The organism is Bacillus sp. FSL R9-9492, from assembly GCF_038007365.1.
In the GTDB taxonomy this organism is placed as follows: Bacteria; Bacillota; Bacilli; order Bacillales; family Bacillaceae_G; genus Bacillus_A; species Bacillus_A mycoides.
Window position 1 is genome coordinate 1,648,863 of the sequence record NZ_JBBOXC010000001.1, and the last position, 25,167, is coordinate 1,674,029.

The following is a 25,167-nucleotide window of genomic DNA, read 5'->3' on the forward strand; positions in this document are numbered from 1 at the left end:
CAAGTTAATTCGGAAAGAATGATGCAAACGTCTAAATATGGGGATGGAGAATGAGTGAATTGGAAATTAGAGTGGAGCGTCTTAGGAAAGGAAAAATAGAGGATATTGTAGCATTATCTTCTCATATTGGCTGGGATTACAACAGAGAGGAAATTGAGACGATTTTGCATACGGGTATAGTATATGGTGTAGTAAATGAGAGGGAAGAGCTTATTGCTAGCGCAGCAATTATACTATACGGGGAGACATTAGCTTCAATTGGAATGGTAATTGTACATCCAGATTATAAAGGAAGAGGGATTGGAAAGATAATAATGGATTCATGTGTTAAAAGCGTATCAACTCAAACCCCAATTATGCTTATTGCCACGGATGAGGGGAAAATTTTATATGAAAAACTAGGATTCAGGGCTGTTAGTTATGTTTCTAAATACATATGTAACTCGTACAATGCGAATTACCATTGTGTAGGAAATGAAGAGTATATTGTGAATTATGAAGAACGTGATTTAGAAGATATAATACAAATAGATAAAGATGCATTTGGAACAAATAGAGAAGAGTTTTTAAAGAAAAGAATCGTGCAAAGTGAACAGTGTATCGTTGTGAAGGATAAAGAACAAAATGTATTAGGATATGGTATAAGTATACAAACGCCAGAAAATAAAATAATAGGACCAATTGTTGCTAAAAATGATAAGATGGCAATGAGAATGGTACATTATTTAGTAAGAGAACATAATGGTAAATTGAGAATTGATGTACCAGAAGGAAAGAAAGATTTCATGAAAGAATTAGAGATTATCGGTTTTAAAAAGGTTAATACACCACCAATTATGATGAAAAATAGTGATCAATTTTTGAAAAGAAATGGAGAACTATACAGTATTGCAGCGCAAATTTTTGGATAAAAAAGAATCCTTTTGTGAAAAGGATTCTTTTTTATAGCCAAATTAATCGCGATATTGATCATGAATAGGTTGAAAAAGGTCTTCCTCGACATCTCTAACCATTGAAAAATGATCAACGTTATAATGTCCATGTAGAGTTTTATTATGATGACCAATAATTTGCTCTGCAGACAATACGTCAGAATCAGTTGTGGAATGACCATTTTTAATTAATGTAACGTCAAATCCTTGTACAGTAGCTGTTCTAACTGCGGTGTCAATGCAATGTTCTGTTTTACATCCCCCTATAACAATATGATTAATTTTTTCTTCTTTTAAAAGTTCAAGTAAAGAAGTGCCATAGAATGAGTTTGTTGCTGCTTTATTAATAAGGATTGCAGACTGAGGTACTTTAATTTGATTATGTACTTCAAATCCTTCTCCGCTACCAGAAGCAACATCGATATCTCTTACGAAAACAGTAAGGGCATTTGCATCTATTGCTTTCTGTACGGCTGTATTTAGTGTAGATAATAGCTCGGTTTTACGAAAAACTTCATTTTCTTGTTCATTTCCATTAATTAATTCTTGCTGAGCATCGATAATTAATAGTGCTTGTTTCATTCGATATCCCCTTTAATATAAAATAAATTCCCCTTTACATATTCTTTTATATTGTAAGGAACTCCTTTTTTTTCTAAGAAGTAGACGATAGATTTACAAAGTTGTCAAATAAATTTCATTCTCATAGAGTATAAAAACATGTATGATAGGAAGTGGAGAATTTTTGAGTAGGTGGGAATATCATGCAAACAGTAGAAGATTATCTTTCATTCTTACATACGAAAGGATTTAAATTATCAGAGGAAGCACAAGGATTTATTATGTTCGGACAAGGATATACTGGTGCATCTGATGGGATTGTGAACGTAGCAATAGAAGCGACGATTAAACATCAATTACAGTTTGATGGCAGTTATTTTGTTGCGTTATTAGAACGATTGAAAGAAGAAGAAATTACAGATAAAAAAAGCGCTAAGGCTTTTATGCGGAAGTTACAAGCGTAACTTCACGCAGCCTGCGCTTCTTTTTTTGTTTTGGAAGGTAATTCAACAAAAACCATACCTAGGAAAATACATAGACATCCAATAATAGCAGAAATAGAAAGCTGTTCATTTGCAACTAGAACGCCTGTTAATGCAGCAAAAACGGGCTCCATTGCGAAAATAATTGCTACTCTTGTTGGAGAAGTATGTTTTTGTGCCGATGTTTGAATGAAAAAAGCAATGGATGTCGCAAATAGGGAAGTTAGAAATAGAGCGAATAAAAAGGATTGATTCGTCCATAGTGAAACTGAAAATAATTTTTCCCAATCTTCAAACAAAAAAGCGCAAATAGAAGAAAATATACCGACAGCTAATACTTGAGAGGTGCTTAGTAATAAAGGTGATATTTTCTTAGAAAAGAAACCGTTAACAAGAATATGGGCAGCAAAAGCAACTGCACAACCGAGAACGAGTATATCTCCAATGTTTAATTGAAAAGAATCACCAGCCGTTAATAAGTATAAACCTGCTGTTGCTACAGCAATGCCCATTACGATAAAAATGGTAGCTTTTTGTTTTAAAAAGATAAAAGACAAAATGGGTACCATAACGATACTAAGTCCTGTTAAGAAACCAGCTTTTGAAGAAGTTGTATAAAGTAAGCCGAATGTTTGTAATACATAGCCAACGCATAAAAAAAATCCAACGATTAATCCAGCGAGACTACTCTGTTTTATATCTTGTTTTGAAGATTTTTTTGAGAAAATCATTTGAACGAATAATAAAATAATTCCAGCGAATAAAAAGCGAATACCATTAAAAGTAAATGGACCAACGAAAGACATAGCATTTTGAACGACAACAAATGTAGCTCCCCAAATAAAAGAGACAAATAATAAAGCAAGAGGAGCAACCCAATCTTTTTTCACACTCATACCCCCGTTAATTTTGTAAGATAGCTTTTCTAGCTAATTCATCAGCAACTTTATTTTGACTACTTGGAATCCACTTAATAAAAAAGAGATCGAAACTTTTTATGTACTGTAATGCTTCTTCTAATAGTGGTGCAAACATTTTATTTTTTGCGTATTCTTTTTCGACAGCTCGCTCGACAAGTTGCGAATCTGTACGAAAAGAGACAATGTTATAATTATGCTCCGTGCAATATTTTAATGCCGCAAGTAAGGCGTGGTATTCTGCTTCATGATTGGACATTGTCCCAAGGGGCAATGATAATTGTACAGCTGGTTGCACCCCTTTAATAAACACTCCAGCACCAGAAGGACCAGGATTTCCTTTTGATGCACCATCAATATATACTTCAATCAAAATGAGAAACCTCCAAATTATAAGATGATCCCCTACTTATATGTTTCTTTGAAGTAGGGGATAGAGTACTTTAGCCGATTGTAATACTATAACGACATGTAAATGTTTCATTCGCTTGTAAAGATTGAATTCCTTTTTTTTCCTTGAAATCTTTTGCCGGATTTACTTCATCAGCAATACCGTACCAAGGTTCAATACATAAGAAAGGTGCGTTTTCGCCTGGTGTCCATACGCCGACAAATGGGAATCCGTCAAATTCTACTTTTACAAATTTATTATGTTTATGAGAACGAATAGAGATTTCATCCGTATTCATATTTTCAAAAATAAGCGCATCATTTTTGAATAAATCGTATGTAAGTGGTAATTCATTCGTATTTTCAGCAATTAATTGTTTTTTACTTGAAAGATAAGGTCCTTCTAATACGCTTGTTTCTAAGCGTTCAGAACCATTAAATGCTAAATGATAATCAGTAAATGATTCGCCCTCTAATAAGGGGAAGTTGAAACCAGGATGTGCTCCGATTGAGAAGAACATCTCTTTTGAAGCAGGATTATTTACTTCATATGTTACATGGACGATTTGTCCGTCTAGCTCATAAGAAACGAGTAATTCGAATTCGTATGGGTATTTTTTTAATGTTTCTTCATTACTAGTTACAATATAAGTGATTTTCGTTTCACTTTGTTCTTGTACAGAGAATGTAAGATCACGAGCAAAGCCATGTTGTGTTAAAGAATACGGTTTACCATCTACGTAGTATGTATTATCTACTAATCGGCCGACAATTGGGAATAAAATTGGTGCGCGGCGCCCCCAATAAGTAGAATCGCCTTGCCATAAGTATTCAGTGTTATCTTCTTTTAAGCGAACGCTTTGTAATTCTGCACCTTTGTCAGAAATGGAAACGATCACTTTTTCATTTTGAATTGTTGCTGTCATGAAGTGAAACCTCCTAAAACTTTCATATGTTTTATTATACGTTTTCTAAAAGAAAAAAGGTAGTTAATGATAGGAATCTATTGACGAGAGAGTGTCTATTGCGTAGAATATATTCTTGTTGCTTAAAAAAAGAATAACGTGGTTCGAAACCATCCCACGTAAAAAAACTAAGGAGATTTTGTCATGAATATAAGGACATTAGTCGGTAATGGTATTTTAGCGGCATTATATATTGCTGTTTCTATGCTTATTCAGCCATTTGGCTTTACCAGTGTACAGTTTCGTATTTCAGAGATGTTTAATCATCTCGTTGTATTCAATAAGAAAGCAATTTACGGGATTGTATTAGGTGTATTTTTAACGAATCTCTTTTTCTCACCTATGATCGCTTATGATTTAGTATTTGGAGTAGGGCAATCCATTCTTGCATTACTTGCAACTATTATTTCTATGCGCTTCATTAAAGGTGTTTGGGCTCGTATGATTTTTAATACAGTTATTTTTACAGTCACAATGTTTATGATTGCAATTGAACTTCATCTTGCGTTTGATCTGCCATTTTTATTGACATGGCTAACTTGTGCAGTTGGTGAATTTGTTGTAATGGCAATTGGTATGCCTGTAATGTACTGGATTAATAAGCGAGTGCAATTTGAAAGATTTATGCAATAGATGAAAGAGCTGTCCTTACTTAGGATGGCTCTTTTTGTATGTGATTAAATTGTATATAATACTGTGACTTTTGATAAGATATAATAAAATAAAGTGAAACTTTAATCAGTGGGGGGACCCCACTGATTATTAGTTGAACCAATCGGGCATTTACGGACAGTTGATCTTCCGCCTAACTTCTTTGCTTTCGTTAAATTTTAAGGTGGGAGTCTTACTGACCGTTCATGCGGGATAAATATAAGAAGTCTTATAAAAGGGGAATCTAGTATGAAATATAAAATACATTGGTTGTATAAAACGAAGCGTGGTTTACAAACTGAATTAACAACAGATTATATGAACATAGAAGAAGTGCTTCAATTTGCGGAGGATTTTGAGAAAACAGGTAGGGTGAAAGAACTTTTATTTTTCGATGAAATGGACGCGGAATGGTCATTAAAAGAAATGAAAAAACTGAGTAAGCAAGTGGAGGAAGATCCGCAAGAAATTCAAGTTTATTTTGATGGTGGTTATGATGTGCAGACGAAAGAAGCTGGGGTTGGTATATGTGTATACTATAAAAAAGGAAATACAAATTATCGAATTCGTCGCAATGCATACATAGAAGGCATATATGATAATAACGAAGCGGAGTATGCAGCATTATTATACGGGATGAATACACTCGAGGGATTAGGAATTAAATATGAAGCAGTTACACTTCGTGGAGATTCTCAAGTTGTACTGCAGCAATTAGCTGGTGAATGGCCTTGCTATGATGAACATTTAAATCATTACTTAGATCAAATTGAACAAAAAGCGAAGCAAATGAAATTAAAGCTTATTTGTGAACCGATATCTAGAAAACAAAATAAAGAGGCACATCAATTAGCAGCGCAAGCATTAGAAGGGACGACAATTGATAGTCATAAAGAAATAACCGAATAGAGAGGTGCACACGTGAAGAAGAAGCAACTCATTACAGAGGTAAATGACTTATTAGAAACGTATTGCGGAGGGTGTTTCCTGCAGGAACATAATCGGAAAAATCATAGTAAATACTATGCCCATTCTTTTTGTATACGGCAATGTACGGTTGGAGAGAAGTTGAAAAAGTATGGGGAGCAATTGTCATAAAAAAACATCCAGAGAATTTTCTCTGGATGTTTTTTAGTGCTTCGCTTCATGTAATTGATGCTCGCATTTACTTAATTTTTTTTCTTCATTCATTAGAAATGGCTCATCTAAATCCGTTGCAACGGATTTCATGATTTCAAGCTGAGAACGAGCCGATTCTACTGCAGTAGTGGCATGCTCTAATGTGTCTGGATCCATTGAAATTGTTGCAGAACCTACCATTTTTTGTGCAGTTTCTACACGGAATTTTACCTCTTCAAAATCATTTACATGTGACCCCATTGTTATTGCCTCCTTTGTATTTTGCGCATTTCACATAGTTTTTGCTCTGGAAAACGGAAATATACAAAGGAATAACAAAGGAGGTTACCAAGTAAGGTAACCTCCTGTCATATGTGGGATTAAAGTTTTGCTACGTTAGCAGCTTGAGGTCCACGGTTTCCTTCAGTAATGTCGAAAGATACTTCTTGACCTTCCTCTAAAGCTTTGTAGCCGTCGCTTTGAATAGCAGAGAAATGTACGAATACATCTTCAGAGCCTTCCATTTCGATAAATCCAAAACCTTTTTCATTGTTAAACCATTTTACTTTTCCTTGCATGTCACAATTCCTCCTAAAAACGATTCCTTTTTTCATTTAGTGAAATTCATTAAAAAATAATAAAAATAAAAAATGCTATATTATCGAATATTCTGCTAAATGATTAATTTAAATATACATGAATTGGTAGAATTTAGTCAAGTAAGCGTTTTTAAAATTTTGTATTTTGAATTAATTTTTCTCGAATTTTTAAAAAGGTATAGGACAAGCCGAGTATGTAATATTCTTAAGTGAATGCTGTACATAATGAGGTGAAAGAATGGATAAGTCTTATTTATTAGATAATGAAGGGATGAAAAATAGAGTCGACATACCGAATTGGGTTGCAAAAGAATTTCATGATTTTTCGAGTGTCGTGTTAGAACCAACCTTCCCGTGTTATTTCGGTTTAACAGCTTTGAAGAAGAATGAACTTCGTTATTCATTTCTCTCTCATAATGATTGGAGTCATTTGCCCAATACAATGTTAACTTTTTTGGAGCTAATGAAAGAGCGGCCGATTGTAAGAAGAGGATTTTTTCTTTTTGTGGAACCGGAATGTGAAGAAAAATCAATCGAATATTATCGAGATTATTTTTGGAAAGTACTACAATATTTGCATGAACAAGATAATCAATTATGGCCAAAGCAAATCCCGAAAAATCCAGACCATCATTTATGGGAATTTTCATTTGGTGGTGAACCAATATTTGCATTTGGGAATGCGCCAGCTTATAAACAGCGAAAGACTAGGCATTTAGGAAATTCTCTCGTTATTGGATTTCAGCCACGAACTATTTTCGATGGATTAGAAGGAGATCGTCCTAAAGGGTCGTATTCAAGACAAATGGTCCGTGAACGAGTTGAAAAGTGGGATCAGTTGCCGAAGCACCCTAACATTAGTCACTACGGCGATCCTAATCATCGTGAATGGAAACAATATTTCATAGGGGATGATATTGAGCCGATTAAAGGTAAATGTCCTTTTCATCATAGAGTAGAGAAATAAGAGCCATCAATTGGATGGCTCTTTTGCATATTTTGGATAAAAAAGGGTATTGTATTAGTGAATAATTTTTATGAAAGCTAGTCTATTTTCTTTATTTGCATCATTACTTAATAGTAAAAGAAGTAGAAAGGATAGAGCGATGTTTGGAGCAATTATACAACAAATAGTATTAGGTATTTCATTAGCTGCACCTGTAGGTCCGATTAATATTGAAATGTTAAAACGAGGAATTGAACGTGGATTTTGGCATGCGTGGATTGTTGGAATCGGAGGAATGACTGCTGATATTTTGTTTATGCTGCTTATTTATTTTGGTTTATCTTCTGTGTTTATGTATACATATGTACAAGCTTTTATGTATTGCGCTGGTTTTTTCTTGTTGTTTTATTTAGGGTTTCAAAGTGTAAAACAAGGAATTTCTCACTCTAATATGGAATATAAACAAGAAGAGATAGGTGGACTTAAACAATCTTTTATGGCAGGATTTCTAATTGCGATATCCAATCCATTAAATCTCGTTTTTTGGTTTGGTATATATGGAAGTACACTTAGCTCGTTGCTTACAAAGGTAACGAAACAAGAAGCTTTTTTGTACAGTCTTTGTATTATTGTTGGTATTATTTTGTGGAATTTAAATATTGCTTTTTCTGTACATTTTGGAAGAACTTTATTAAAGAAAAAAGCACTTGGCTATATTACAGCCGGAGCAGGTATTATTTTAGTAGGATATTCTATCCATTTTGCATACAAAGCTTTACAGTTGTTCATATAAGATTGAAGGGGAGATTTTTATGTATCGAACCACTATTGACGGAAAAGAAATTATCATCACTTTAGCACCAAAAATCCGAAAAGAAATTACTGATAGGAATCCACTATATGAAGCGGTATTTAAAAATGCAGCAAGGTTACTGCAAACGAAACAACCAACGTTTGCGGTAAATCATGAAGTATTTGGTCTCATTATTGGAGAAGTACAAAGAGGAGAAGTAACAGTGTTTGCAGTAGAACACATTATTCCGAAGCAAAATATATTTGGTCCGAACACTTTTTTCTCGACAATAGAACAGCAGGCAAATTTGTAAAGTGAATGGAATAAGAATAAAATAGAAAAAAATGGTCGTAACGATATGTTGCGGCTGTTTTTGTGGAAAAGGGGGAAGTAAGATGAAGAGAGTGGTGAAAGAGTTTTTTTTACAACATGATATTGTTATTATGTATAGTGTTCTATTAATTTTTATTATTATTTTAAAAATGCAATTTTTTACATGGATTGGTATGTTAGCGTGTATGTTTGGGATTGTTTTTTATACGTTTAACGAATATATGACACACCGTTTTTTATTCCATTTAAAGCCGCCTAAAAACGCATTTTTATTAAAAATGTTAAGAAGATTACATTATGATCATCACGTATATCCAGATGATTTAAAACTTTTATTTTTGCCTGTATGGTTTAGTATACCTAGCTTTACTATATATTTACTTATAACGTATGGTATTACAAAAAGTGTTACTGTTACACTTTCATTCGGAATCGGAATGATTATCATGCTCCTCGTTTATGAATGGAAACATTATATTGCACATAAACCGATTCGTCCCTTCACTAAGTTTGGAAGATGGCTAAAAAAACAGCACATATTACACCATTATAAAAATGAAAAGTTTTGGTTCGGAGTTTCAAATCCAGTATTCGATTTTATATTTAGAACACTTAAAGATGGAAAAGACGTTGAATTAAGTGAAACAGCTCGTAATTTAGAAAAGGAGACAAAGAAAGAAGTAGTGCGATAAGCACTACTTTTTTATTCTATTAATGGGAATAAAAGTTTAATCGAATCAATCAAATTTTATGTTAAAAAAGTATATTGAAAATTTAGGAGAAAATGACGGAAAATGTCTATCGGAAAATCTTTGCAGGAATGTATGGATTGTCTAAAATGGAAATAAGTTTCTGAATATTTATAAAATTTAGTCTTTACGTATGCAAGGAGGAATTGTATTTTAAGTTAAGAGAGGGGACCAGAGAATGAAACGAGATGATACGTCAGCACGTAAGTTACAAAATGAGGTGAACTATACAGAAGTTGTTCAGTCTGAAGAGTTTCAATTGTTATTAAATACGAAAAAGAAGTTTATCATTCCGATGAGTATTTTCTTTTTAAGTTTTTTTATAGCACTACCTATTTTAACATCGTATTCAAAGGTGCTTAATACACCGGCGTTTGGTGATGTGACATGGGCATGGGTATTTGCTTTTGCGCAATTTATTATGACATGGTCATTATGTATGATTTACAGTAAGAAAGCCGAATCCTTTGATGAAATTTCGCAAAAAATTCTGCAAGATATGCAAAAAGGGAGGGGCTGAATTTGAATACTACTGCGTTTGCACTATTTTTAATTATTGTCCTTGGTACGCTCGTCATAACCTATTTTGCATCAAAAAAAACGAAAAATGCGAGTGAATTTTATACGGCTGGAGGGGGATTAACTGGCTGGCAAAATGGTCTGGCTATTGCTGGGGATTACATGTCTGCTGCGTCATTTCTTGGTATAGCCGGAGCGATAGCGTTAACTGGGTTTGATGGGTTCTTTTATAGTATCGGCTTTTTAGTTGCTTATTTAGTTGTTCTATATCTTGTCGCAGAACCGCTTAGAAATTTAGGGAAGTACACTTTAGCGGATATGATTGCGGCACGTTTTGATGCGAAAAAAGTTCGTGGTATAGCAGCGCTTAATACGATGACGATTTCAATTTTTTATATGATTGCACAATTAGTTGGTGCGGGTGCACTTATTAAACTATTATTAGGTATTGAATATACAACATCTGTATTAATCGTAGGTACACTTATGACTGTGTATGTTATTTTTGGAGGAATGACAGCTACGAGCTGGGTTCAAATTGTAAAGGCTGTACTACTTATGGCAGGGACATTTATTATTTCTGTTATCGTTTTCTCCAAATTTAATTTCAGTGTGACTGAAATGTTCGCTCACATGAAAACAGCTACTCCATTAAAAGATTCGTTTTTAAATCCAGGAGTAAAGTATAAGGATGGTCTTGATACACTTTCTTTAAATTTAGGACTAGTCCTTGGTACAGCGGGATTACCACATATTCTTGTCCGCTTTTTTACAGTACGTGATGCAAAAACTGCACGTCAATCTGTTGTATATGCGACGTGGTTAATTGGCGCGTTTTATATTATGACAATTTTCTTAGGGTTTGGGGCAGCAGCGTTTGTAGGAAATGAGGCGATTATTAAAGCAAACCCTGCTGGTAATATGGCAGCACCTTTATTAGCAAAAGCATTAGGCGGAGATTTCTTATTTGCTTTCGTATCAGCAATTGCTTTTGCAACTATTTTAGCTGTAGTAGCAGGACTTGTGTTAACAGCAGCATCAGCATTCGCGCATGATTTTTATAATGAGATTATCCGTAAAGGAAAATCAACGGAAAAAGAGCAAGTGTCAATGGCTCGTTACGCGTCTATTGGAGTAGCGATAGTATCTATTATACTTGCTTTATTTGCTCAAACATTAAACGTAGCATTTTTAGTATCACTAGCATTTGCGGTTGCAGCGAGTGCAAATTTACCGGTTATATTATTTACAATCTATTGGAAGCGTTTTAATACAACAGGAGCAATTTCTGGTATGATTGTTGGTCTTGTATCAGCGATTGTTCTTGTAGCGTTAAGTCCAAATGTTTGGAACCCAGTAGCTGGAAAAGCTATTTTTGTTGGAGAAGCGATATTCCCATATACGACACCTGGAATTATTTCGATCCCGCTCGGGTTTCTTGCAGCATATTTAGGAACTGTTTTCTCTAGTAAGAAAGAAGATGCAGCGAAATTTGATGAAATTCTTGTGAAATCTAATACTGGTCATGGTATTAGTGATGCATCTTCGCATTAAAAAAGAGGAGCTTTTCGAAATATAAGAAAAGCTCCTCTTTCTTTTGACATTTTCTTATAAATATTACTTTAATTTTGGTAGGATTTGTCTTGTGTTTGTGGAATGAAAATAGGCAGGGAGAAATTTAACTCATCATGGCACCAGCGCAGCTTTGTGAAAAATAAGTTGTTATGGAAGGTGGAAGAAATGATGAAGACAAAACAAACCGATGAATTATTAGCAAAAGATGAGCAATATGTGTGGCACGGAATGCGTCCCTTTAGTCCAAGTAGTACAATGGTAGGGGCAAAAGCAGAAGGGTGCTGGGTTGAAGATATACAAGGAAAAAGATACTTAGATGGTATGAGTGGTCTTTGGTGTGTAAATAGCGGATATGGAAGAAAAGAGCTTGCAGAGGCAGCTTATAAGCAATTGCAAACATTATCATATTTTCCGATGTCACAATCACATGAACCAGCAATTAAGCTCGCTGAAAAGTTAAACGAGTGGCTTGGTGGAGAGTATGTTATTTTCTTCTCTAATAGTGGATCAGAAGCGAATGAAACCGCTTTTAAAATAGCAAGACAATATTATGCTCAAAAAGGTGAACCGCATCGTTACAAATTTATGTCACGTTATCGTGGTTATCACGGAAACACAATGGCAACGATGGCGGCAACTGGCCAAGCACAACGTAGATACCAATATGAGCCATTTGCTTCAGGGTTTTTACATGTAACGCCTCCAGATTGTTACCGCATGCCAGAAATGGAATCAGAAAATATTTATGATGTAGAATGCGTAAAAGAAGTAGATCGTGTTATGACATGGGAATTAAGTGAAACGATAGCAGCATTTATTATGGAGCCAATTATTACAGGCGGAGGTATTTTAATGCCACCACAAGACTATATGAAAGCAATTCACGAAACATGTCAAAAACACGGAGCACTACTTATAAGTGATGAAGTTATTTGTGGTTTCGGGCGTACAGGAAAAGCATTTGGGTTTATGAACTATGACGTTAAGCCTGATATCGTTACGATGGCAAAAGGTATTACGAGCGCATATTTACCATTATCAGCAACAGCTGTAAAAAAAGAAATTTATGAGGCATTTAAAGGAACAGGAGAATATGAATTCTTCCGCCATATTAATACATTTGGTGGAAATCCAGCGGCTTGTGCATTAGCGCTTAAAAACTTAGAGATTATGGAAAATGAAAATTTAATTGAGCGCTCTGCACAAATGGGTTCGCTTTTATTAAATCAATTAAAAGAAGAAATCGGAGAACATCCACTTGTTGGTAATATTAGAGGGAAAGGGCTATTAGTTGGAATCGAACTAGTAAATGATAAAGCGACGAAAGAACCAATTGATAATGACAAAATTGCAAGTGTTGTAAATGCTTGTAAAGAAAAAGGGCTTATTATTGGGCGTAACGGTATGACAACAGCAGGTTATAATAACGTTTTAACATTAGCACCGCCGCTTGTTATTTCAGGTGAAGAAATTGCTTTTATTGTCGGAACGTTGAAGACAGCGATGGAACGTATTTAATAAATAGAACGAGAGGAGCGAGCTGTAATATAAGGCTCGCTTTTGTTTACAAGGAGGAGCTTTTAATGGAGAAATATGATCCTAACAAACATTATCACATTGGTTATTATGAAGACGGATATGATTTAGAAGTGACAGCGTACAAAAGAATAAATGAGGCAGTTTGGGATGCATATATTCCACACTATGAGGTAGATGATTTTTACAAAAAAGTGGAGGAAATGAAGCTAGGTGAATATATAGATGATTATGGCATTAAGGTGTATTCATTTAGTAATGATATCGATGATGAAGAAGCGCGAACTATGTTTGAAAACTGGTTAAAAATGAATGGAATTGTTTAAAGATAAAATGAAAAAGGAGATTGCTATCTTATAAGAGAGCAATCTCCTTTTATTATATGAAACTTATTTACTTGCTTTCATTGCTTTATCTTTTGCACCAAAAGTGTATTTTAACATTGGTGGTGTAATCATCGTTGTTAAAATAACTACGATAACGATTGCTGTAAAGTAATCTTGTGCTAATAGGCCAGAAGAAAGTCCTGTTCCTGCGATGATAAGTGCAACTTCACCACGAGAAACCATACCAGCACCGATAATTGCAGAAGACTTTGCATCAAATCCAGTGATTCGTGCACCAAATCCACAACCGATTAGTTTTGTGAATACAGCGATAACTGTTAATGCTAAGATGAACCAAATTTGATCGCCAATACCGTCAAATGTAATATTCATACCGATACTAACAAAGAATACTGGAACGAACATAGCGTAAGCAATTGGTTCTACTTTCTTTTCTACTTCATGTTTGTAGTTCGTTTGAGAAATAGCGATACCAGCTGCGAAAGCACCGATAATACCAGCAATTCCTAATAGTTCGCCGAAGTATGCGAATGAGAAACAGATGATAAGCGCAGCACTAACGATAGACTCAGATACGCGAAGCGGTGATAACCAACGCATGATTGCTGGAACACCTTTCCAACCAATTAAAATGATAGAAGCAAAGAATACTACTTTCTTCAAGATAATCATTGTTAAGTTAACGTCATCTGTGCCTAAGAAGCTCATTGCAAATGCTAATAAAATAACAACAAGAATGTCATCAAATACAGCGGCTCCAAGCATCGTCGTACTTTCACGTGTTTTCATTTTACCTAAATCACGAAGTGTTTGAACGGAAATACTAACACTTGTTGCACATAGAAGTAATCCTAAAAAGACAGCATTCCCTTGTTCCATACCGACAACAAGACCGGCAACGTAACCACCTACGAATGGAAGAACGATACCTCCAAGTGCAACAGCTAAAGAAGAATTACGATTTGCGTTTAATTCTTCTAAATCTGTTTCAAGTCCTGCCATAAACATTAAAAGAATAACTCCGACATTACTTAATTGTGTTAGAAGCTCTGAATTTTCAATCCATCCGAATATAGCTGGACCGATAACGATACCAACGATTAATTTACCGAGTACAGAAGGTTGACCTAATCTAACACTAAGGTCACCAGCGAGCTTTGTACTTAATAAAATAAGTGCAATCTGAAAGAAAAATTCGAATTCCATTTGATCCTCTCCTCATCATTTTTTATTTTTATCATACGATTTCTCGGAATTTGCCTAATGATAATATGTAAAGATCCATTAAACAAAGGGTCTATTTACGAGTTCTTTTGAACTTGTAATTTGAACCTGTAATTAATATATAATAAAATTTATTAAAAATCAATGAAAAAATAGCAGATTTTCATGAGAGGATTCGTTTTAGAAACGGGGGATATAGATATATAATAGGAAGTAATAAAGTTTACATATAATGAATGGAGAAAGAAAAATGTTATTAAATCAACGTTTTACAATTGGGGAAATGGCGAAAATGCATAATATAGCGGAATCTACATTACGTTATTATGATGAAAAAGGGATTTTTCATCCGTCAATTGTTGACCCTCAAACCAATTATCGTTATTACACAATTGATCAGTTTTCACTATTAGATACGATTAAATTTTTACGCCAATTGAACATCCCGTTAAAGGAAATAAAGAAATATATTGATGAACGAAATCCATCTTATGCGCTGAATTTACTTGAAAAACAACAAGAAATGATGCTGAAAAAACAAAGAGAAATCGAGTATGCTTTGGCAAAAATGGAACATAAAATCCATTTAATGAAGAAAGCGACGAAATCTGAAGCAAATCAAATTATTTATAAAAAGATACCGAAACGAAAAATTACAGCAATTGCAGTTGCACCAAATACAACGGATGATATGTTTGAATATTATATCCATTCGTTGCAAAAAAATATGAAGCAAATTGATAATAGTTTATTTTCAGGTGATATCGGTGTAACAGTTTCAAAAAAAGCATTAATGCAAAATGAGTTTCAAGCATATAACAGTGTGTTTATTTTATTGGATTACATGCCTTTTGAAGCGCATACTTCAGATGAAATAAAAGAAGGGATATTTGCCTGTTCTTATCACCATGGACCATATGAAGAAACAGACGCAACGTATACGGAATTATTAAAGCACATTGATAACGAAGGATATGAAGTGTGCGGAGATGCACTGGAACTTGCATTAATTGATTGGTCCGTAACAGAAAATCCGAAGGAGCAAGTAACGGAAATTCAAATACCTGTTGTTAAAAAATAGGCTTATATATTTTTCGATTCTCTATTGACCTTCAAGTAACTTGAAGGTTTAAACTGTGAACAGAGCATTGAAAAAGGAGCATTTATATGATGGAAACAACAGAAAAATTAAGAGAAAAACCAATTAAAAGTTTATTTATTACGTATTTAATACCAGCTGTTCTTGGGATGGTATTAATGTCGGTTAATATTGTGATTGATGCAGTCATGATTAGTAGAGGAGTTGGAGCGAACGGTTTAGCCGGAGTAAACGTAGCTATTCCAGCATTTTCAATTTTCTTCTCTATTTCATTATGGATTGGAATGGGCGGAGCAACGCTATATTCCATTGCACTAGGTGAAAATAAACTGGAAAGAGCAAGGTCTATCTTTACTCAATCTATGACAGTAGCAGTTGTTATCGTGGGCGTTTTAGCGGCTATTTGCTTATGGAGAATAGAAGATTTAGCATATTTATTTGGTGCGAATGAAGTGATTTTACCATACGCATTAGACTATTTACAGGTGTTATTAACATTTGGAATGATATACGTTTTAGAAAATATTTTAAGTACATTTATAAGAAATGACGGAAATCCTAATTTAGCAATGGCAGGTCTTGTTGTAACGGCTGTATTAAATATAGTGTTCGACTATATTTTTATTTTCATCTTTGGATGGGGTGTAACTGGTGCTGCTTCAGCTACTATTCTTTCGGCGGCAATTGGTTTCCTTGTATTATTAACTCACTTCTTTAGAAAAAGTAGTATTTTAAAATGGACGAAATTCCATTTTGAATGGGATACGGTTAAACAAATTATGGTGATCGGTTTCCCAAGTTTTACAGCAGAAAGTACAGTTGCAATCGTAACAATCGGTTTTAACATTGCATTCGTTCAATATGCAGGAGAACTAGGTGTAGCTTCTTATGCGATGGTGAATAGTATTCATGCAATGACATTGCTATTATTCTTCGGTGTTGGTGCAGCGTTACAACCAATCGCTAGTTTCCATTACGGTGCAAACTTATCAGAAAGATTGCGTGAAGGATTGCAGTTTGCTATAAAAATTGCGCTTGTACTCGGAGGTATTGCAATTGTTGTCGGTTTATTCTTCGGGAAATATATTATAGGTTTATTTAATGTTCAATCGCCAGAACTACTGGAGTTAACGTTAACAGGTATTAGTTTATTCTTTATTCAATATGTATTTTTAGGCTATAACATTGTGTATGGAGAGTATTTCCAATCAGTGCGACAAACGAAAAAATCAGTACTTATAATAATGAGCCGAGGTTTACTATTTGTTATCCCATTGTTATGGATTATGCCAAAAGTATTTGGTATAAACGGAATTTGGCTCGTTATGCCAGTAGCGGAAGTATTGACAGCAATTATCGTATTTACGATGAATCGTATGAAACATCCTGTTCCGTTAAACATGGCGAGAGAGAAAAAAGCAATATAGTGAAGAAAATCCCCTTGAACAAGTAAGGGGATTTTTTTTCATTCTTTTAAACTAATCGCAAAAGATCCATCTGTCTCCTGCACAGAAGCGAAAGCCACATTTTTAATATTTGTAACGCCTTTCTCCATTAACTCTGCATGTAACCACTTTTCATTTTTATGGATTAATTTTAAGTTATCGTATTGAATTTGTGAATCAACGATAAGAGCAATTGGTAAGCCTGCATACTTAACATTTATATTCAAATCTTTTGGAGTCAGAGGCACAAGTTCTCTTTTTGGTAAAATACTAATAGCTCCATTCGCTTCTAATATCGCATACTCGATTTCATGAACACTTGGATATCCTGCGACGCGAAGGTTAGAAAGCAATTCAGGGATCGGATATCTACTTTTTTGTAAGTTCTCAAAAATAATATCACCATGTTTAATTAAAATAATGGGGTGTCCGAGAATAAAACGATTTAGTTTGTTGAGTAGGCTTAATTTTGTAAGAAGCAAATGCAAACATGTAATAACGACCATACCGAGAAATGCTTGTAAAGCACCAGCGACTGGTATGGCTTGAAAAGCTAAATAAGATAAAAAGATAATAGCCCCAAAATCATGAGGAGTTAGTTGTGCTAATGCAGATTTACCAAGTAGCTTAAGTGATAGTAAAAATAAGATGAAAAAGAATGATACGTTACATAAAAAGAGAAGCAATAGGGACACTCCTTCGTGCGAAGTTGTACTTACTATTCCCGAAATTAATAGAAATATTACCTTTTGGAGGATAAATTAGGCTTAATTGGAATTCGTTTGTATACAAACGAATAAATGGATATTATGATAAAGGAAGTAAAGGGAATAGGGGTATATGGGTATATGGATATGAGAAAGAAGAAAATAATCAAGTATATTTTAGTTGTTATAATGATTTGCGCCGTATATGCGGGGTTTTTACAATATAACATTTATAAGCATGGGCATATGAATGCAATTGATGATGCGGATTATATAATTGTACTAGGATCGAAAGTAAATGGAACAAAACCTTCTTATTCATTGCAATATCGTATTGATAAAGCAGCTGAGTATTTAAAATTACATGATAAAACAATTGCTATTGTATCTGGAGGCCAAGGAAAAGGTGAAGATATTACAGAAGCATTAGCGATGAAACAAGGATTAATGAAACAAAATATTGCAGAAGACCGCATTATAATGGAAGATAAGTCGACGAGCACAGATGAAAATATTAAATTCTCAAAACTGTTAATTCCAGCCAATATGAAAAAAGGTATGATCGTAACAAACGATTTCCATATGTTTAGAGCGAAAAAAATAGCTGCAAAACAAGGTTTGCAATTAGAAGGGCTTCCGGCCAAAACACCGAAGCCAATTATCATTCCATCGAATGTACGAGAATATTTAGCGATTACGCAATATTGGTTTATGAATCGAATATAGTTAAAGTAATCCCGCCCAAAATTTGAGGCGGGATTACTTTCGAGGAAAATCTTACAAAAATGTCATGTTCATGAAAGGTAAAGCGATAGTTTCTGGAAAGGTTTCCTGACATAATGAAGGTAATAAAAAACTTTAGAGGTGAATCGTATGAAAGGAAATAATATTTTATCCTCGCTATGTTATTTTAGTATCTTTTTTGCACCATTTTTACTACCAATTATCGTTTACTTCGTTGCGGAAGATGAAGTAAAATATCATGCGAAAAAAGCATTTTGGTCACATATTTTCCCATATGCAATTTTATTTGGAGGGTTAGCTTTATCAGGAGTATACGGTTTAAGTTTCAATCAGTCTGAGAGCGTTGGAATTGGGATGGTTATAACGTATGCAGTGTTTATTCTTGTAGGGATTTACTACTTCATTTGGAATATTGTTAAAGGTATTAAAGTATTGAAAGCAGCTTAACGTTGTCGTTATGTGTGTAAAGTCAATATAATTTCATTTACCATATTAATATGTATTTAAAAAAGAGCAACTCACAATGAACTGCACCCCAATTGTTAGACACAGTCTAACAATTGGAGGTGCAGTTTTTCTATGGCTAAATTTACAGCTGATGAAAAAATACAAATCGTTCTACGTTATTTGAACGGAAATGAAAGTTATCGAGAAATGGGTAGAGCGATCGGTATAAGTGGCACAATCATTTTGAATTGGGTAAACCAATATAAGCAAAATGGTGTGGAAGCTTTTCTAAAACGATGTACAAATTACACACAACAATTTAAACTAGACGTACTAAACTTTATGATTGAAAACGGTATGTCCTTATTTGAGACGGCAGCTATCTTTAACATTCCTGCCCCTTCAACGATTTCTGTTTGGAAAAAACAACTCGAAACACAAGGAATTGATGCCCTTCAATCTAAGAAAAAGGGGCGTTCATCCATGAAAAAAGATTCAAATAAACAATTAAAACAAGCTTTAGCTGAAGGGTCAGTCGAAGCACTTGAAGCACGTATTAAACAGCTTGAAATGGAAAATGAGTACTTAAAAAAGTTGAATGCCTTAGTTCAAAACAAGGAAAAATCACAAAACAAGATAAAGCGCAAGTAGTCTATGAATTAAGGCATAAATATTTGGTGAAGGCACTCGTGGAGCTAGCTGGTATTCCACGAAGCACGTATTATGATTTAGTAAAAAAAATGAATCGCCCAGATGTAGATGCCGATTTGAAAGCTGAGATTAAAGCGATTTATGAGGAGAATGAAGGTCGTTATGGTTACCGTCGCATTCGTGATGAATTAACGAATCGTGGTCAGAAAGTGAATCAAAAGAAGGTGCAACGCATTATGAAAGAGCTTGGCTTAAAGTGCGTTGTGCGCATGAAGAAATATAAATCTTATAAGGGGAAAGTCGGTAAAATTGCACCCAATATTTTAGAGCGTAATTTTTATGCAGACGCACCGAATCAAAAATGGGTAACAGACATCACAGAGTTTAAATTGTTTGGAGAAAAACTGTATGTATCACCTGTATTAGATTTGTATAATGGTGAAATTATTACCTATACAATTGGTTCTAGACCGACGTATTCGCTTGTTTCAGAGATGTTAGAGAAAGCATTAGAACGTTTACCTGAAAACCACCAGCTACTGATGCATTCGGATCAAGGATGGCATTATCAAATGAGACAGTACGTCCGTACACTTGAATCAAGAGCTATCGTACAGAGTATGTCTCGAAAAGGAAACTGTTACGACAACGCAGTAATAGAGAATTTCTTTGGGATTATGAAGTCGGAGTTCCTCTATATAAAAGAATTTGAATGTATTGAGCATTTTAAAATAGAATTAGAAAAATATATAGATTATTATAATACGAAACGGATTAAGGCAAAATTAAAAATGAGCCCGGTACAATACCGGACTCATTTGGATCAAGTTGCCTAATGAAATAACCGTGTCTAACTTTTAGGGGTCACTTCACAAAGGAGTGCTCTTTTTTTGCTTATAAGTTGTGAATAATGAAAAAGATATGTTAATTTTTTATTATGAAGAGAAAAAAGGAGTGGTTTTTATGAATGAGATGATACATAAAATGGAGCAACACGTTTCAGTTCGTAAATATAAAGAAGAACCAATTTCAAAAGAGATAGTAGAAAGAATGGTGGAAGCTGCGCAGCATGCAGCTTCCTCACATTTTGTACAGGCGTATTCTCTTATATATGTAACAGATCAGGAACTAAAGGCTAAACTAGCTGAATTATCCGGGAATCGTCATGTGAAAGACTGCGCAGCATTCTTTGTATGCTGTGCGGATTTAAAACGTCTAGAAACTGCATGTGAGAAACATGGAACAGAAATTAAACATGAGGGAGTAGAGGACTTTATTGTAGCAACAGTAGATGCTTCATTATTTGCACAAAACTTAGCACTTGCAGCTGAATCATTAGGATACGGCATTTGTTATATTGGCGGAATTCGTAATAACCCGAAAGAAGTGAGTGAATTGCTTCATTTACCGGATAAAGTATATCCGGTATTCGGAATGACAGTGGGCGTACCAAATGAAGAGCATGGAGTTAAGCCGCGTTTACCGGTAGCGGCCATTCTTCATGAAAATGGATACGATGAAAAGAAATATGATGAATTATTAAACGAATATGATGAAACGATGAGTGCGTATTACAAAGAAAGATCGTCAAATCAAAAAAACGTAACATGGACGGAATCAATGAGCTCATTTATGTCCAAAGAGAAAAGAATGCATATGAAAGAGTTTTTAAATGAAAAAGGATTAAATAAGAAATAAGTAAAAAGGCAAACCTGGAATGCGGGTTTGTCTTTTTTGGAGGAGAAATGTATTTTTTTTGCTATCATATACATAGAAATAAAAATTAATAAATTTTTACAAAAGTGATAGAAAATGGGGATAAAATGCCAATAGTAAGTAAAAGCAGCTGCTAAAGGGGAACTGAGGAAGGTGATGTTTATGATTTTTGATTCTGAAGAGGATTTAATTATAGCTATGAAAAAACGTGATCAAGATGCTTTGAAAGAAGTCATTGATCAATATGGAAAATTAGTTTTATACATTATTCATAAATCATTAAGTACCCCTATTGAGAAACAATATGTAGATGATTGTTATAACGATGTATTTACTGTCATTTGGTTTAATATCGACCAATTTGATATAGCAAAGGGAAACTTAAAATCTTGGATGATTGGTATTACTAAATTAAAGGCATTGGAATATAAAAAGAAAATATATAGAGAGAACAAAATGGATAAAGACGCAGAAATAGATAAAGGTATGCATGATAGTTATGAAATAGAACAAGAAGAAGAGATTATGGAAATAGTACAAGATTTAAATAAAAAGGATCGATATATCTTTTTAAAGAGGTATATTGATGGATATTCCATTGACGATATTGCAAAAGAATTAAAAGTAACAGCGGATTATATATATAATCGAATTTCTCGAGGGAAGAAAAAACTTCAAAAACTGTGGAAGGGGAGTGTGTAATATGGATAAAAGACTATTATCGATGTTAAACGAACTCCAATATTCAGAAGAAGAAATTACACGTTTAGAGAAAGAAGCGAATGAGTCTATAAATATAGATAAGTATTATGTGAGAAATGGAGAGTTATTAAAAAAAATAACTTTACAAATGTTGGAAGAGTCAATTCGCAACGAATTACAAGCTGGTGAAGAAATTGAGAAGGAACTGTTAGTAGACGAAGGATATATGGCAAATAATAAAGTAATACCAAATATATATTACGTAGGAGCTACTTTTTATTATTATATCGTTTTAACAAATAAAAGAGTGATTATGAAAGGATTAGATTGTTATTTTAAAAAAACAAATGAACATAGCATGCCAATAGAGGATATACAATCCATTTCGCAACATAAAAAAATGAAAAATGTCTTTGAGATTAAATATAATAACACTCATATACAATTTGGAAGTATTGAGTATGCACGTGAAGTTGCAATGATAGTTATGGAGTTAAAAAAACGCGGAGTAAAAGTAGAAAAGTATACAGATTTTGAAAAAGGGTTTTTCTTATTTTTTAATATATTCGTGATAGTAAGTGCAGGTCTTTGCTTTATAAAATATTTAATGTAAAAAGCGGCATAATAGCCGCTTTTTATCGTTATATTTAGTATTCGATTTAAAATATTTGTCTTATGAAAGAACGATTATTGCTAATTGTAAACTGCCAATAAAGTTATTTAAGTTTTGATATAGAATGCCCCATCGCACTTGAAAATGCAGCAATAATTTCGTTTGAACCTATCTATTATTGTGCACTACCTAAAGCACCCTCTATAACAAGTTCAAACTTTCAATAAGAAGATAAACCCCCGTACAACTTAAAAGGATGTACGTAAATATTTTGAAAATCCGTTGATTAAGCCATTTGAAAATAATTTGACCTATATACAAACCTAGAAATACGATTGGAATAGCATAAAAACTTGATTCCCAAATTGTTTTGTTTGTGCCAGTAAAGAGTATTTGAGTTAGTAGACTAATGAAATATATAAATAGATAAAAAGCTAAAGTAGTTGCTCTCAACGTCTCTTTTTTCGTATCAGTTCCTGTAAAGTAAAGTAACAGGGGTGGTCCTGGCATACCGATACTGGTCGTTAAAAGCCCTGATAATCCACCAACTATAAAATCTCTAAATGGTGTTGATTTAACCTTAAAGTTGCATATTAGCATCAATGTTAATAGTAAGAGCAGGATGCTAATTGCTAATTTAAAAGCGTTTATATTAATGGAAATGAAGAGTAAAATACCAAAAGGTACACCAACTATACTTCCAATAGTTAACCTTTTCAGTAGAATAAAGTCAATGTCCATTCTTATTTTCCAAATGAGTGATATGGAAATAATTAATGATAAAATGATATTTATTTGTATAGCTTCTTGTGGTAAGAATAACATTAGTAAGAAAGGTGTTGCCATTATGGAAAAGCCAAAACCTGTACTTGTTTGCAAAACAGAAGCCACCAATATAATACATATGAAACTTAATGTAATCTCCAAAATAGCCCTCCTATTTAATCAAATACAATAAATATTTTAATACCATGAAAATTGAATTTAGCTATTTTGAGCCTATAGCATAAGTGCAATGTTTCACAATCTTATTTTTATTTTAACATAAAAACTTAGTTTCTTCTCAAATAGTATTCACGTATAGGGCCCATTAACGAATATGGTTGCCATTTTCAAATAATTGTATTGTTACGCAGCGCTAATAAATGAGATCAAATAAAATTTGGTGAAGAATCTATTGATTATCAATAGATTCTTCACCAAGCTCACCGCGATAAAACAAGAAAAGCCATATAAAACTAACAAAAATACAGCATATAGCTAACAAGCTACCAATCACTTGAGGAGAAAAGATTTCTAAAAACCATCCTGTAATAAACATAGATAACTGAATAAGCGATCCGTAGATGGAATAATGAAATGAAAAAACTTTACCAATCATGTTTTCTTGCGTATACGTTTGTAGTAATGTCGTATCAAGTGGAACGATGATTCCTCCTGCTATACGCATACAGAGTAATGTAATGATACCGATAATAAGTTGATCGGATAGAATGAATCCGAGAAAGAAAATTCCTTGTAGTAAATAGGCCCAACCAAATGCTCTTTTCATTTTGTCTTCATTTTTAGCCATATAAAGATTAACGGAGAGACTGCCAATCATAAGTCCAGCCCCTTGAACCGCATATAAAATACCAATGTTAGTGTGGAAGATTCTTTCGGCATAGATTGTTAGAAGTAACTGATAGGCACCTCCAATAATGCCCCATGAAATGCCGACAAGAATTAATGTTAAAATAATTTTGCTTTGTAATATGTATGTATAACCATCTTTTATATCAGTGAAAAACGCTTTTTTCTTGCTAAAAGTGTCACGAGAAGGGATCTTTATTTTATAAATAATATAGGCTGAAATAAAGTATGATAGGCTATTAATAAAAAAGGCAATTTCGATACTTAAAGATTGTGCAATGAGCCCACCTAAAGAAGCTCCCATAATAGACATAAAACCATTGATTGTACTAGAAAGAGAGTTAGCGGTTACGAAATGCTTTTGATGTACGATATTTTTTAGAGTTGATTGCTTAGCAGGCTCGAATAAGCAAGAGAGTACTGATAAGCATATATTAGAAACGAAAATAATTTCAATTTTGTAGAATGCTAATAAATAAGTGAGGACGATAATTCCTCGTAAACTATCGGTAAAAATCATAATTTTCTTTTTTGAAAAACGGTCTACAATTCCGCCTATGAATGGGCTCAGAAGAAGTTGAGGTAACCCTTTGCTCATAAAGGTGAGTGCTAACATAAATGAAGATTCTGTTATGCTATAGACGAGTGTTAATAAAGCGACAGTATGAAACCAATCCCCAAGTACACTTAATGTTTGACCATAAAATAGTTTTTTAAAGTTTTTATTTGTTCTAAGAAGTGTGGAATAAGAAACTGATTGCACCGACATAAAA

General features: G+C 33.8%; 31 protein-coding genes and 1 riboswitch. Of the genes, 21 read left to right on the forward strand and 10 right to left on the reverse strand.

The features are described from left to right. Window positions 1–50: 50 nt before the first annotated feature. Window positions 51–911, forward strand: coding sequence for a GNAT family N-acetyltransferase (locus MKY70_RS08380; RefSeq protein WP_341023922.1), 861 nt, complete (start codon window positions 51–53; stop codon window positions 909–911). 42 nt (window positions 912–953) lie between these two features. Here MKY70_RS08380 and MKY70_RS08385 read toward each other — a convergent pair whose 3' ends face one another. Continuing rightward, window positions 954–1,514 (reverse strand): isochorismatase family protein, encoded by a 561-nt coding sequence (locus tag MKY70_RS08385; protein ID WP_341023923.1) that lies wholly within the window; start codon window positions 1,512–1,514, stop codon window positions 954–956. A 182-nt stretch (window positions 1,515–1,696) separates the two neighbouring features. Here MKY70_RS08385 and MKY70_RS08390 point away from each other — a divergent pair, with 182 nt between their 5' ends. Further along, window positions 1,697–1,957: a DUF6123 family protein gene (locus MKY70_RS08390; RefSeq protein WP_001195213.1), complete on the forward strand. Its 261-nt coding sequence runs from the start codon at window positions 1,697–1,699 to the stop codon at window positions 1,955–1,957. A gap of 2 nt (window positions 1,958–1,959) precedes the next feature. Here MKY70_RS08390 and MKY70_RS08395 read toward each other — a convergent pair whose 3' ends face one another. From MKY70_RS08395 to MKY70_RS08405, 3 genes are all read right to left on the reverse strand, one after another. Continuing rightward, window positions 1,960–2,865, reverse strand: coding sequence for a DMT family transporter (locus tag MKY70_RS08395; RefSeq protein ID WP_113736011.1), 906 nt, complete (start codon window positions 2,863–2,865; stop codon window positions 1,960–1,962). Window positions 2,866–2,878: 13 nt separating this feature from the next. Next, on the reverse strand, window positions 2,879–3,265 hold the full coding sequence (locus MKY70_RS08400) for a reverse transcriptase-like protein (RefSeq protein WP_000573873.1): 387 nt from the start codon (window positions 3,263–3,265) through the stop codon (window positions 2,879–2,881). Window positions 3,266–3,335: 70 nt separating this feature from the next. Beyond that, window positions 3,336–4,208 (reverse strand): aldose 1-epimerase family protein, encoded by an 873-nt coding sequence (locus MKY70_RS08405; protein ID WP_002141077.1) that lies wholly within the window; start codon window positions 4,206–4,208, stop codon window positions 3,336–3,338. A gap of 132 nt (window positions 4,209–4,340) precedes the next feature. Next, window positions 4,341–4,385, forward strand: a riboswitch (PreQ1 riboswitch). Window positions 4,386–4,391: 6 nt separating this feature from the next. Here MKY70_RS08405 and MKY70_RS08410 point away from each other — a divergent pair. The 3 genes from MKY70_RS08410 (at window position 4,392) to MKY70_RS08420 (ending at window position 5,996) form a co-directional block, all read left to right on the forward strand. Continuing rightward, on the forward strand, window positions 4,392–4,880 hold the full coding sequence (locus tag MKY70_RS08410; RefSeq protein WP_002011909.1) for a QueT transporter family protein: 489 nt from the start codon (window positions 4,392–4,394) through the stop codon (window positions 4,878–4,880). 267 nt (window positions 4,881–5,147) lie between these two features. Next, window positions 5,148–5,807 (forward strand): ribonuclease H family protein, encoded by a 660-nt coding sequence (locus MKY70_RS08415; RefSeq protein ID WP_341023928.1) that lies wholly within the window; start codon window positions 5,148–5,150, stop codon window positions 5,805–5,807. A 12-nt stretch (window positions 5,808–5,819) separates the two neighbouring features. Next, a complete protein-coding gene (locus MKY70_RS08420) occupies window positions 5,820–5,996 on the forward strand; it encodes a zinc-finger domain-containing protein (protein ID WP_002011906.1) in 177 nt (58 codons plus the stop codon). A 33-nt stretch (window positions 5,997–6,029) separates the two neighbouring features. On the opposite strand, the gene MKY70_RS08425 is transcribed toward MKY70_RS08420, so the two are convergent. Together MKY70_RS08425 and cspB are read right to left on the reverse strand one after the other, a co-directional pair. Then, window positions 6,030–6,278 (reverse strand): DUF2564 family protein, encoded by a 249-nt coding sequence (locus tag MKY70_RS08425; protein ID WP_002011905.1) that lies wholly within the window; start codon window positions 6,276–6,278, stop codon window positions 6,030–6,032. Between the two features lie 119 nt (window positions 6,279–6,397). After that, on the reverse strand, window positions 6,398–6,595 hold the full coding sequence (cspB, locus tag MKY70_RS08430; RefSeq protein WP_002011904.1) for a cold shock-like protein CspB: 198 nt from the start codon (window positions 6,593–6,595) through the stop codon (window positions 6,398–6,400). Between the two features lie 259 nt (window positions 6,596–6,854). Between cspB and MKY70_RS08435 the strand changes: the two genes are divergently transcribed. The 8 genes from MKY70_RS08435 (at window position 6,855) to MKY70_RS08470 (ending at window position 13,393) form a co-directional block, all read left to right on the forward strand. Then, window positions 6,855–7,583 carry a YqcI/YcgG family protein gene (locus MKY70_RS08435; RefSeq protein WP_002141079.1) on the forward strand — a complete coding sequence of 243 codons (729 nt, stop codon included), beginning with the start codon at window positions 6,855–6,857 and terminating at the stop codon, window positions 7,581–7,583. Between the two features lie 139 nt (window positions 7,584–7,722). Next, entirely contained in the window at window positions 7,723–8,355 is a 633-nt protein-coding gene (locus MKY70_RS08440; RefSeq protein ID WP_002030886.1) for a LysE family transporter, read from the forward strand. A 19-nt stretch (window positions 8,356–8,374) separates the two neighbouring features. Beyond that, window positions 8,375–8,668 carry a hypothetical protein gene (locus MKY70_RS08445; protein WP_002011898.1) on the forward strand — a complete coding sequence of 98 codons (294 nt, stop codon included), beginning with the start codon at window positions 8,375–8,377 and terminating at the stop codon, window positions 8,666–8,668. 82 nt (window positions 8,669–8,750) lie between these two features. Next, complete coding sequence (locus MKY70_RS08450) at window positions 8,751–9,380, forward strand: sterol desaturase family protein (RefSeq protein ID WP_002126527.1); 630 nt, start codon at window positions 8,751–8,753, stop codon at window positions 9,378–9,380. Window positions 9,381–9,615: 235 nt separating this feature from the next. Then, entirely contained in the window at window positions 9,616–9,957 is a 342-nt protein-coding gene (locus MKY70_RS08455) for a DUF485 domain-containing protein (protein WP_002141080.1), read from the forward strand. Window positions 9,958–9,959: 2 nt separating this feature from the next. After that, on the forward strand, window positions 9,960–11,510 hold the full coding sequence (locus MKY70_RS08460) for a solute symporter family protein (RefSeq protein ID WP_002011892.1): 1,551 nt from the start codon (window positions 9,960–9,962) through the stop codon (window positions 11,508–11,510). Between the two features lie 189 nt (window positions 11,511–11,699). After that, window positions 11,700–13,049 (forward strand): aspartate aminotransferase family protein, encoded by a 1,350-nt coding sequence (locus MKY70_RS08465; protein ID WP_341023932.1) that lies wholly within the window; start codon window positions 11,700–11,702, stop codon window positions 13,047–13,049. 65 nt (window positions 13,050–13,114) lie between these two features. Further along, on the forward strand, window positions 13,115–13,393 hold the full coding sequence (locus tag MKY70_RS08470; RefSeq protein ID WP_044438089.1) for a DUF3986 family protein: 279 nt from the start codon (window positions 13,115–13,117) through the stop codon (window positions 13,391–13,393). Window positions 13,394–13,456: 63 nt separating this feature from the next. Here MKY70_RS08470 and MKY70_RS08475 read toward each other — a convergent pair whose 3' ends face one another. Next, window positions 13,457–14,620 carry a cation:proton antiporter gene (locus MKY70_RS08475; protein ID WP_002011888.1) on the reverse strand — a complete coding sequence of 388 codons (1,164 nt, stop codon included), beginning with the start codon at window positions 14,618–14,620 and terminating at the stop codon, window positions 13,457–13,459. Window positions 14,621–14,888: 268 nt separating this feature from the next. Here MKY70_RS08475 and MKY70_RS08480 point away from each other — a divergent pair, with 268 nt between their 5' ends. After that, a complete protein-coding gene (locus MKY70_RS08480) occupies window positions 14,889–15,719 on the forward strand; it encodes a MerR family transcriptional regulator (protein WP_002086530.1) in 831 nt (276 codons plus the stop codon). A gap of 89 nt (window positions 15,720–15,808) precedes the next feature. Further along, window positions 15,809–17,164, forward strand: coding sequence for an MATE family efflux transporter (locus MKY70_RS08485; RefSeq protein ID WP_044438103.1), 1,356 nt, complete (start codon window positions 15,809–15,811; stop codon window positions 17,162–17,164). A 38-nt stretch (window positions 17,165–17,202) separates the two neighbouring features. Here MKY70_RS08485 and MKY70_RS08490 read toward each other — a convergent pair whose 3' ends face one another. Continuing rightward, on the reverse strand, window positions 17,203–17,868 hold the full coding sequence (locus MKY70_RS08490; RefSeq protein WP_002126540.1) for a DUF421 domain-containing protein: 666 nt from the start codon (window positions 17,866–17,868) through the stop codon (window positions 17,203–17,205). Window positions 17,869–18,036: 168 nt separating this feature from the next. Between MKY70_RS08490 and MKY70_RS08495 the strand changes: the two genes are divergently transcribed. The 6 genes from MKY70_RS08495 to MKY70_RS08520 all read left to right on the forward strand — a co-directional run bounded on the left by MKY70_RS08495 (window position 18,037) and on the right by MKY70_RS08520 (window position 22,762). Beyond that, window positions 18,037–18,615, forward strand: coding sequence for a YdcF family protein (locus MKY70_RS08495; protein ID WP_341026365.1), 579 nt, complete (start codon window positions 18,037–18,039; stop codon window positions 18,613–18,615). Window positions 18,616–18,762: 147 nt separating this feature from the next. Further along, entirely contained in the window at window positions 18,763–19,080 is a 318-nt protein-coding gene (locus MKY70_RS08500; protein ID WP_002158508.1) for a DUF4870 domain-containing protein, read from the forward strand. A 132-nt stretch (window positions 19,081–19,212) separates the two neighbouring features. Continuing rightward, window positions 19,213–20,567, forward strand: a protein-coding gene (locus MKY70_RS08505; protein WP_341074485.1) for an IS3 family transposase whose coding sequence is annotated in 2 segments (ribosomal slippage) — window positions 19,213–19,666 and window positions 19,666–20,567 — 1,356 coding nt in all. Because the reading frame shifts where the segments join, the coding sequence is not laid out codon by codon here. A gap of 127 nt (window positions 20,568–20,694) precedes the next feature. After that, window positions 20,695–21,429 carry an oxygen-insensitive NADPH nitroreductase gene (gene nfsA, locus MKY70_RS08510; protein WP_044438105.1) on the forward strand — a complete coding sequence of 245 codons (735 nt, stop codon included), beginning with the start codon at window positions 20,695–20,697 and terminating at the stop codon, window positions 21,427–21,429. Between the two features lie 174 nt (window positions 21,430–21,603). Then, complete coding sequence (locus MKY70_RS08515) at window positions 21,604–22,149, forward strand: sigma-70 family RNA polymerase sigma factor (RefSeq protein WP_140152325.1); 546 nt, start codon at window positions 21,604–21,606, stop codon at window positions 22,147–22,149. Between the two features lies 1 nt (window position 22,150). Next, entirely contained in the window at window positions 22,151–22,762 is a 612-nt protein-coding gene (locus MKY70_RS08520) for a PH domain-containing protein (protein WP_002189058.1), read from the forward strand. A gap of 201 nt (window positions 22,763–22,963) precedes the next feature. On the opposite strand, the gene MKY70_RS08525 is transcribed toward MKY70_RS08520, so the two are convergent. Both MKY70_RS08525 and MKY70_RS08530 read right to left on the reverse strand, forming a co-directional pair. After that, on the reverse strand, window positions 22,964–23,689 hold the full coding sequence (locus MKY70_RS08525) for a sulfite exporter TauE/SafE family protein (protein WP_088031653.1): 726 nt from the start codon (window positions 23,687–23,689) through the stop codon (window positions 22,964–22,966). 247 nt (window positions 23,690–23,936) lie between these two features. Continuing rightward, the gene (locus MKY70_RS08530) at window positions 23,937–25,163 is read right to left on the reverse strand and encodes an MFS transporter (RefSeq protein ID WP_341023935.1); all 1,227 of its coding nucleotides are present in this window, start codon (window positions 25,161–25,163) and stop codon (window positions 23,937–23,939) included. Window positions 25,164–25,167: the final 4 nt, after the last annotated feature.

What these genes read in the sequence shown, in the direction of transcription:
- MKY70_RS08450 (WP_002126527.1), top strand. Translation starts at nt 8,751, where the DNA reads ATGAAGAGAGTGGTGAAAGAGTTTTTTTTACAACATGATATTGTTATT.
- cspB (WP_002011904.1), bottom strand. Translation starts at nt 6,595, where the DNA reads ATGCAAGGAAAAGTAAAATGGTTTAACAATGAAAAAGGTTTTGGATTT.
- MKY70_RS08470 (WP_044438089.1), top strand. Translation starts at nt 13,115, where the DNA reads ATGGAGAAATATGATCCTAACAAACATTATCACATTGGTTATTATGAA.
- MKY70_RS08385 (WP_341023923.1), bottom strand. Translation starts at nt 1,514, where the DNA reads ATGAAACAAGCACTATTAATTATCGATGCTCAGCAAGAATTAATTAAT.
- MKY70_RS08380 (WP_341023922.1), top strand. Translation starts at nt 51, where the DNA reads ATGAGTGAATTGGAAATTAGAGTGGAGCGTCTTAGGAAAGGAAAAATA.
- MKY70_RS08530 (WP_341023935.1), bottom strand. Translation starts at nt 25,163, where the DNA reads ATGTCGGTGCAATCAGTTTCTTATTCCACACTTCTTAGAACAAATAAA.
- MKY70_RS08500 (WP_002158508.1), top strand. Translation starts at nt 18,763, where the DNA reads ATGAAAGGAAATAATATTTTATCCTCGCTATGTTATTTTAGTATCTTT.
- MKY70_RS08515 (WP_140152325.1), top strand. Translation starts at nt 21,604, where the DNA reads ATGTTTATGATTTTTGATTCTGAAGAGGATTTAATTATAGCTATGAAA.
- MKY70_RS08465 (WP_341023932.1), top strand. Translation starts at nt 11,700, where the DNA reads ATGAAGACAAAACAAACCGATGAATTATTAGCAAAAGATGAGCAATAT.
- MKY70_RS08495 (WP_341026365.1), top strand. Translation starts at nt 18,037, where the DNA reads ATGAGAAAGAAGAAAATAATCAAGTATATTTTAGTTGTTATAATGATT.
- MKY70_RS08480 (WP_002086530.1), top strand. Translation starts at nt 14,889, where the DNA reads ATGTTATTAAATCAACGTTTTACAATTGGGGAAATGGCGAAAATGCAT.
- MKY70_RS08520 (WP_002189058.1), top strand. Translation starts at nt 22,151, where the DNA reads ATGGATAAAAGACTATTATCGATGTTAAACGAACTCCAATATTCAGAA.
- nfsA (WP_044438105.1), top strand. Translation starts at nt 20,695, where the DNA reads ATGAATGAGATGATACATAAAATGGAGCAACACGTTTCAGTTCGTAAA.
- MKY70_RS08410 (WP_002011909.1), top strand. Translation starts at nt 4,392, where the DNA reads ATGAATATAAGGACATTAGTCGGTAATGGTATTTTAGCGGCATTATAT.
- MKY70_RS08445 (WP_002011898.1), top strand. Translation starts at nt 8,375, where the DNA reads ATGTATCGAACCACTATTGACGGAAAAGAAATTATCATCACTTTAGCA.
- MKY70_RS08440 (WP_002030886.1), top strand. Translation starts at nt 7,723, where the DNA reads ATGTTTGGAGCAATTATACAACAAATAGTATTAGGTATTTCATTAGCT.
- MKY70_RS08425 (WP_002011905.1), bottom strand. Translation starts at nt 6,278, where the DNA reads ATGGGGTCACATGTAAATGATTTTGAAGAGGTAAAATTCCGTGTAGAA.
- MKY70_RS08415 (WP_341023928.1), top strand. Translation starts at nt 5,148, where the DNA reads ATGAAATATAAAATACATTGGTTGTATAAAACGAAGCGTGGTTTACAA.
- MKY70_RS08435 (WP_002141079.1), top strand. Translation starts at nt 6,855, where the DNA reads ATGGATAAGTCTTATTTATTAGATAATGAAGGGATGAAAAATAGAGTC.
- MKY70_RS08405 (WP_002141077.1), bottom strand. Translation starts at nt 4,208, where the DNA reads ATGACAGCAACAATTCAAAATGAAAAAGTGATCGTTTCCATTTCTGAC.
- MKY70_RS08475 (WP_002011888.1), bottom strand. Translation starts at nt 14,620, where the DNA reads ATGGAATTCGAATTTTTCTTTCAGATTGCACTTATTTTATTAAGTACA.
- MKY70_RS08485 (WP_044438103.1), top strand. Translation starts at nt 15,809, where the DNA reads ATGGAAACAACAGAAAAATTAAGAGAAAAACCAATTAAAAGTTTATTT.
- MKY70_RS08390 (WP_001195213.1), top strand. Translation starts at nt 1,697, where the DNA reads ATGCAAACAGTAGAAGATTATCTTTCATTCTTACATACGAAAGGATTT.
- MKY70_RS08455 (WP_002141080.1), top strand. Translation starts at nt 9,616, where the DNA reads ATGAAACGAGATGATACGTCAGCACGTAAGTTACAAAATGAGGTGAAC.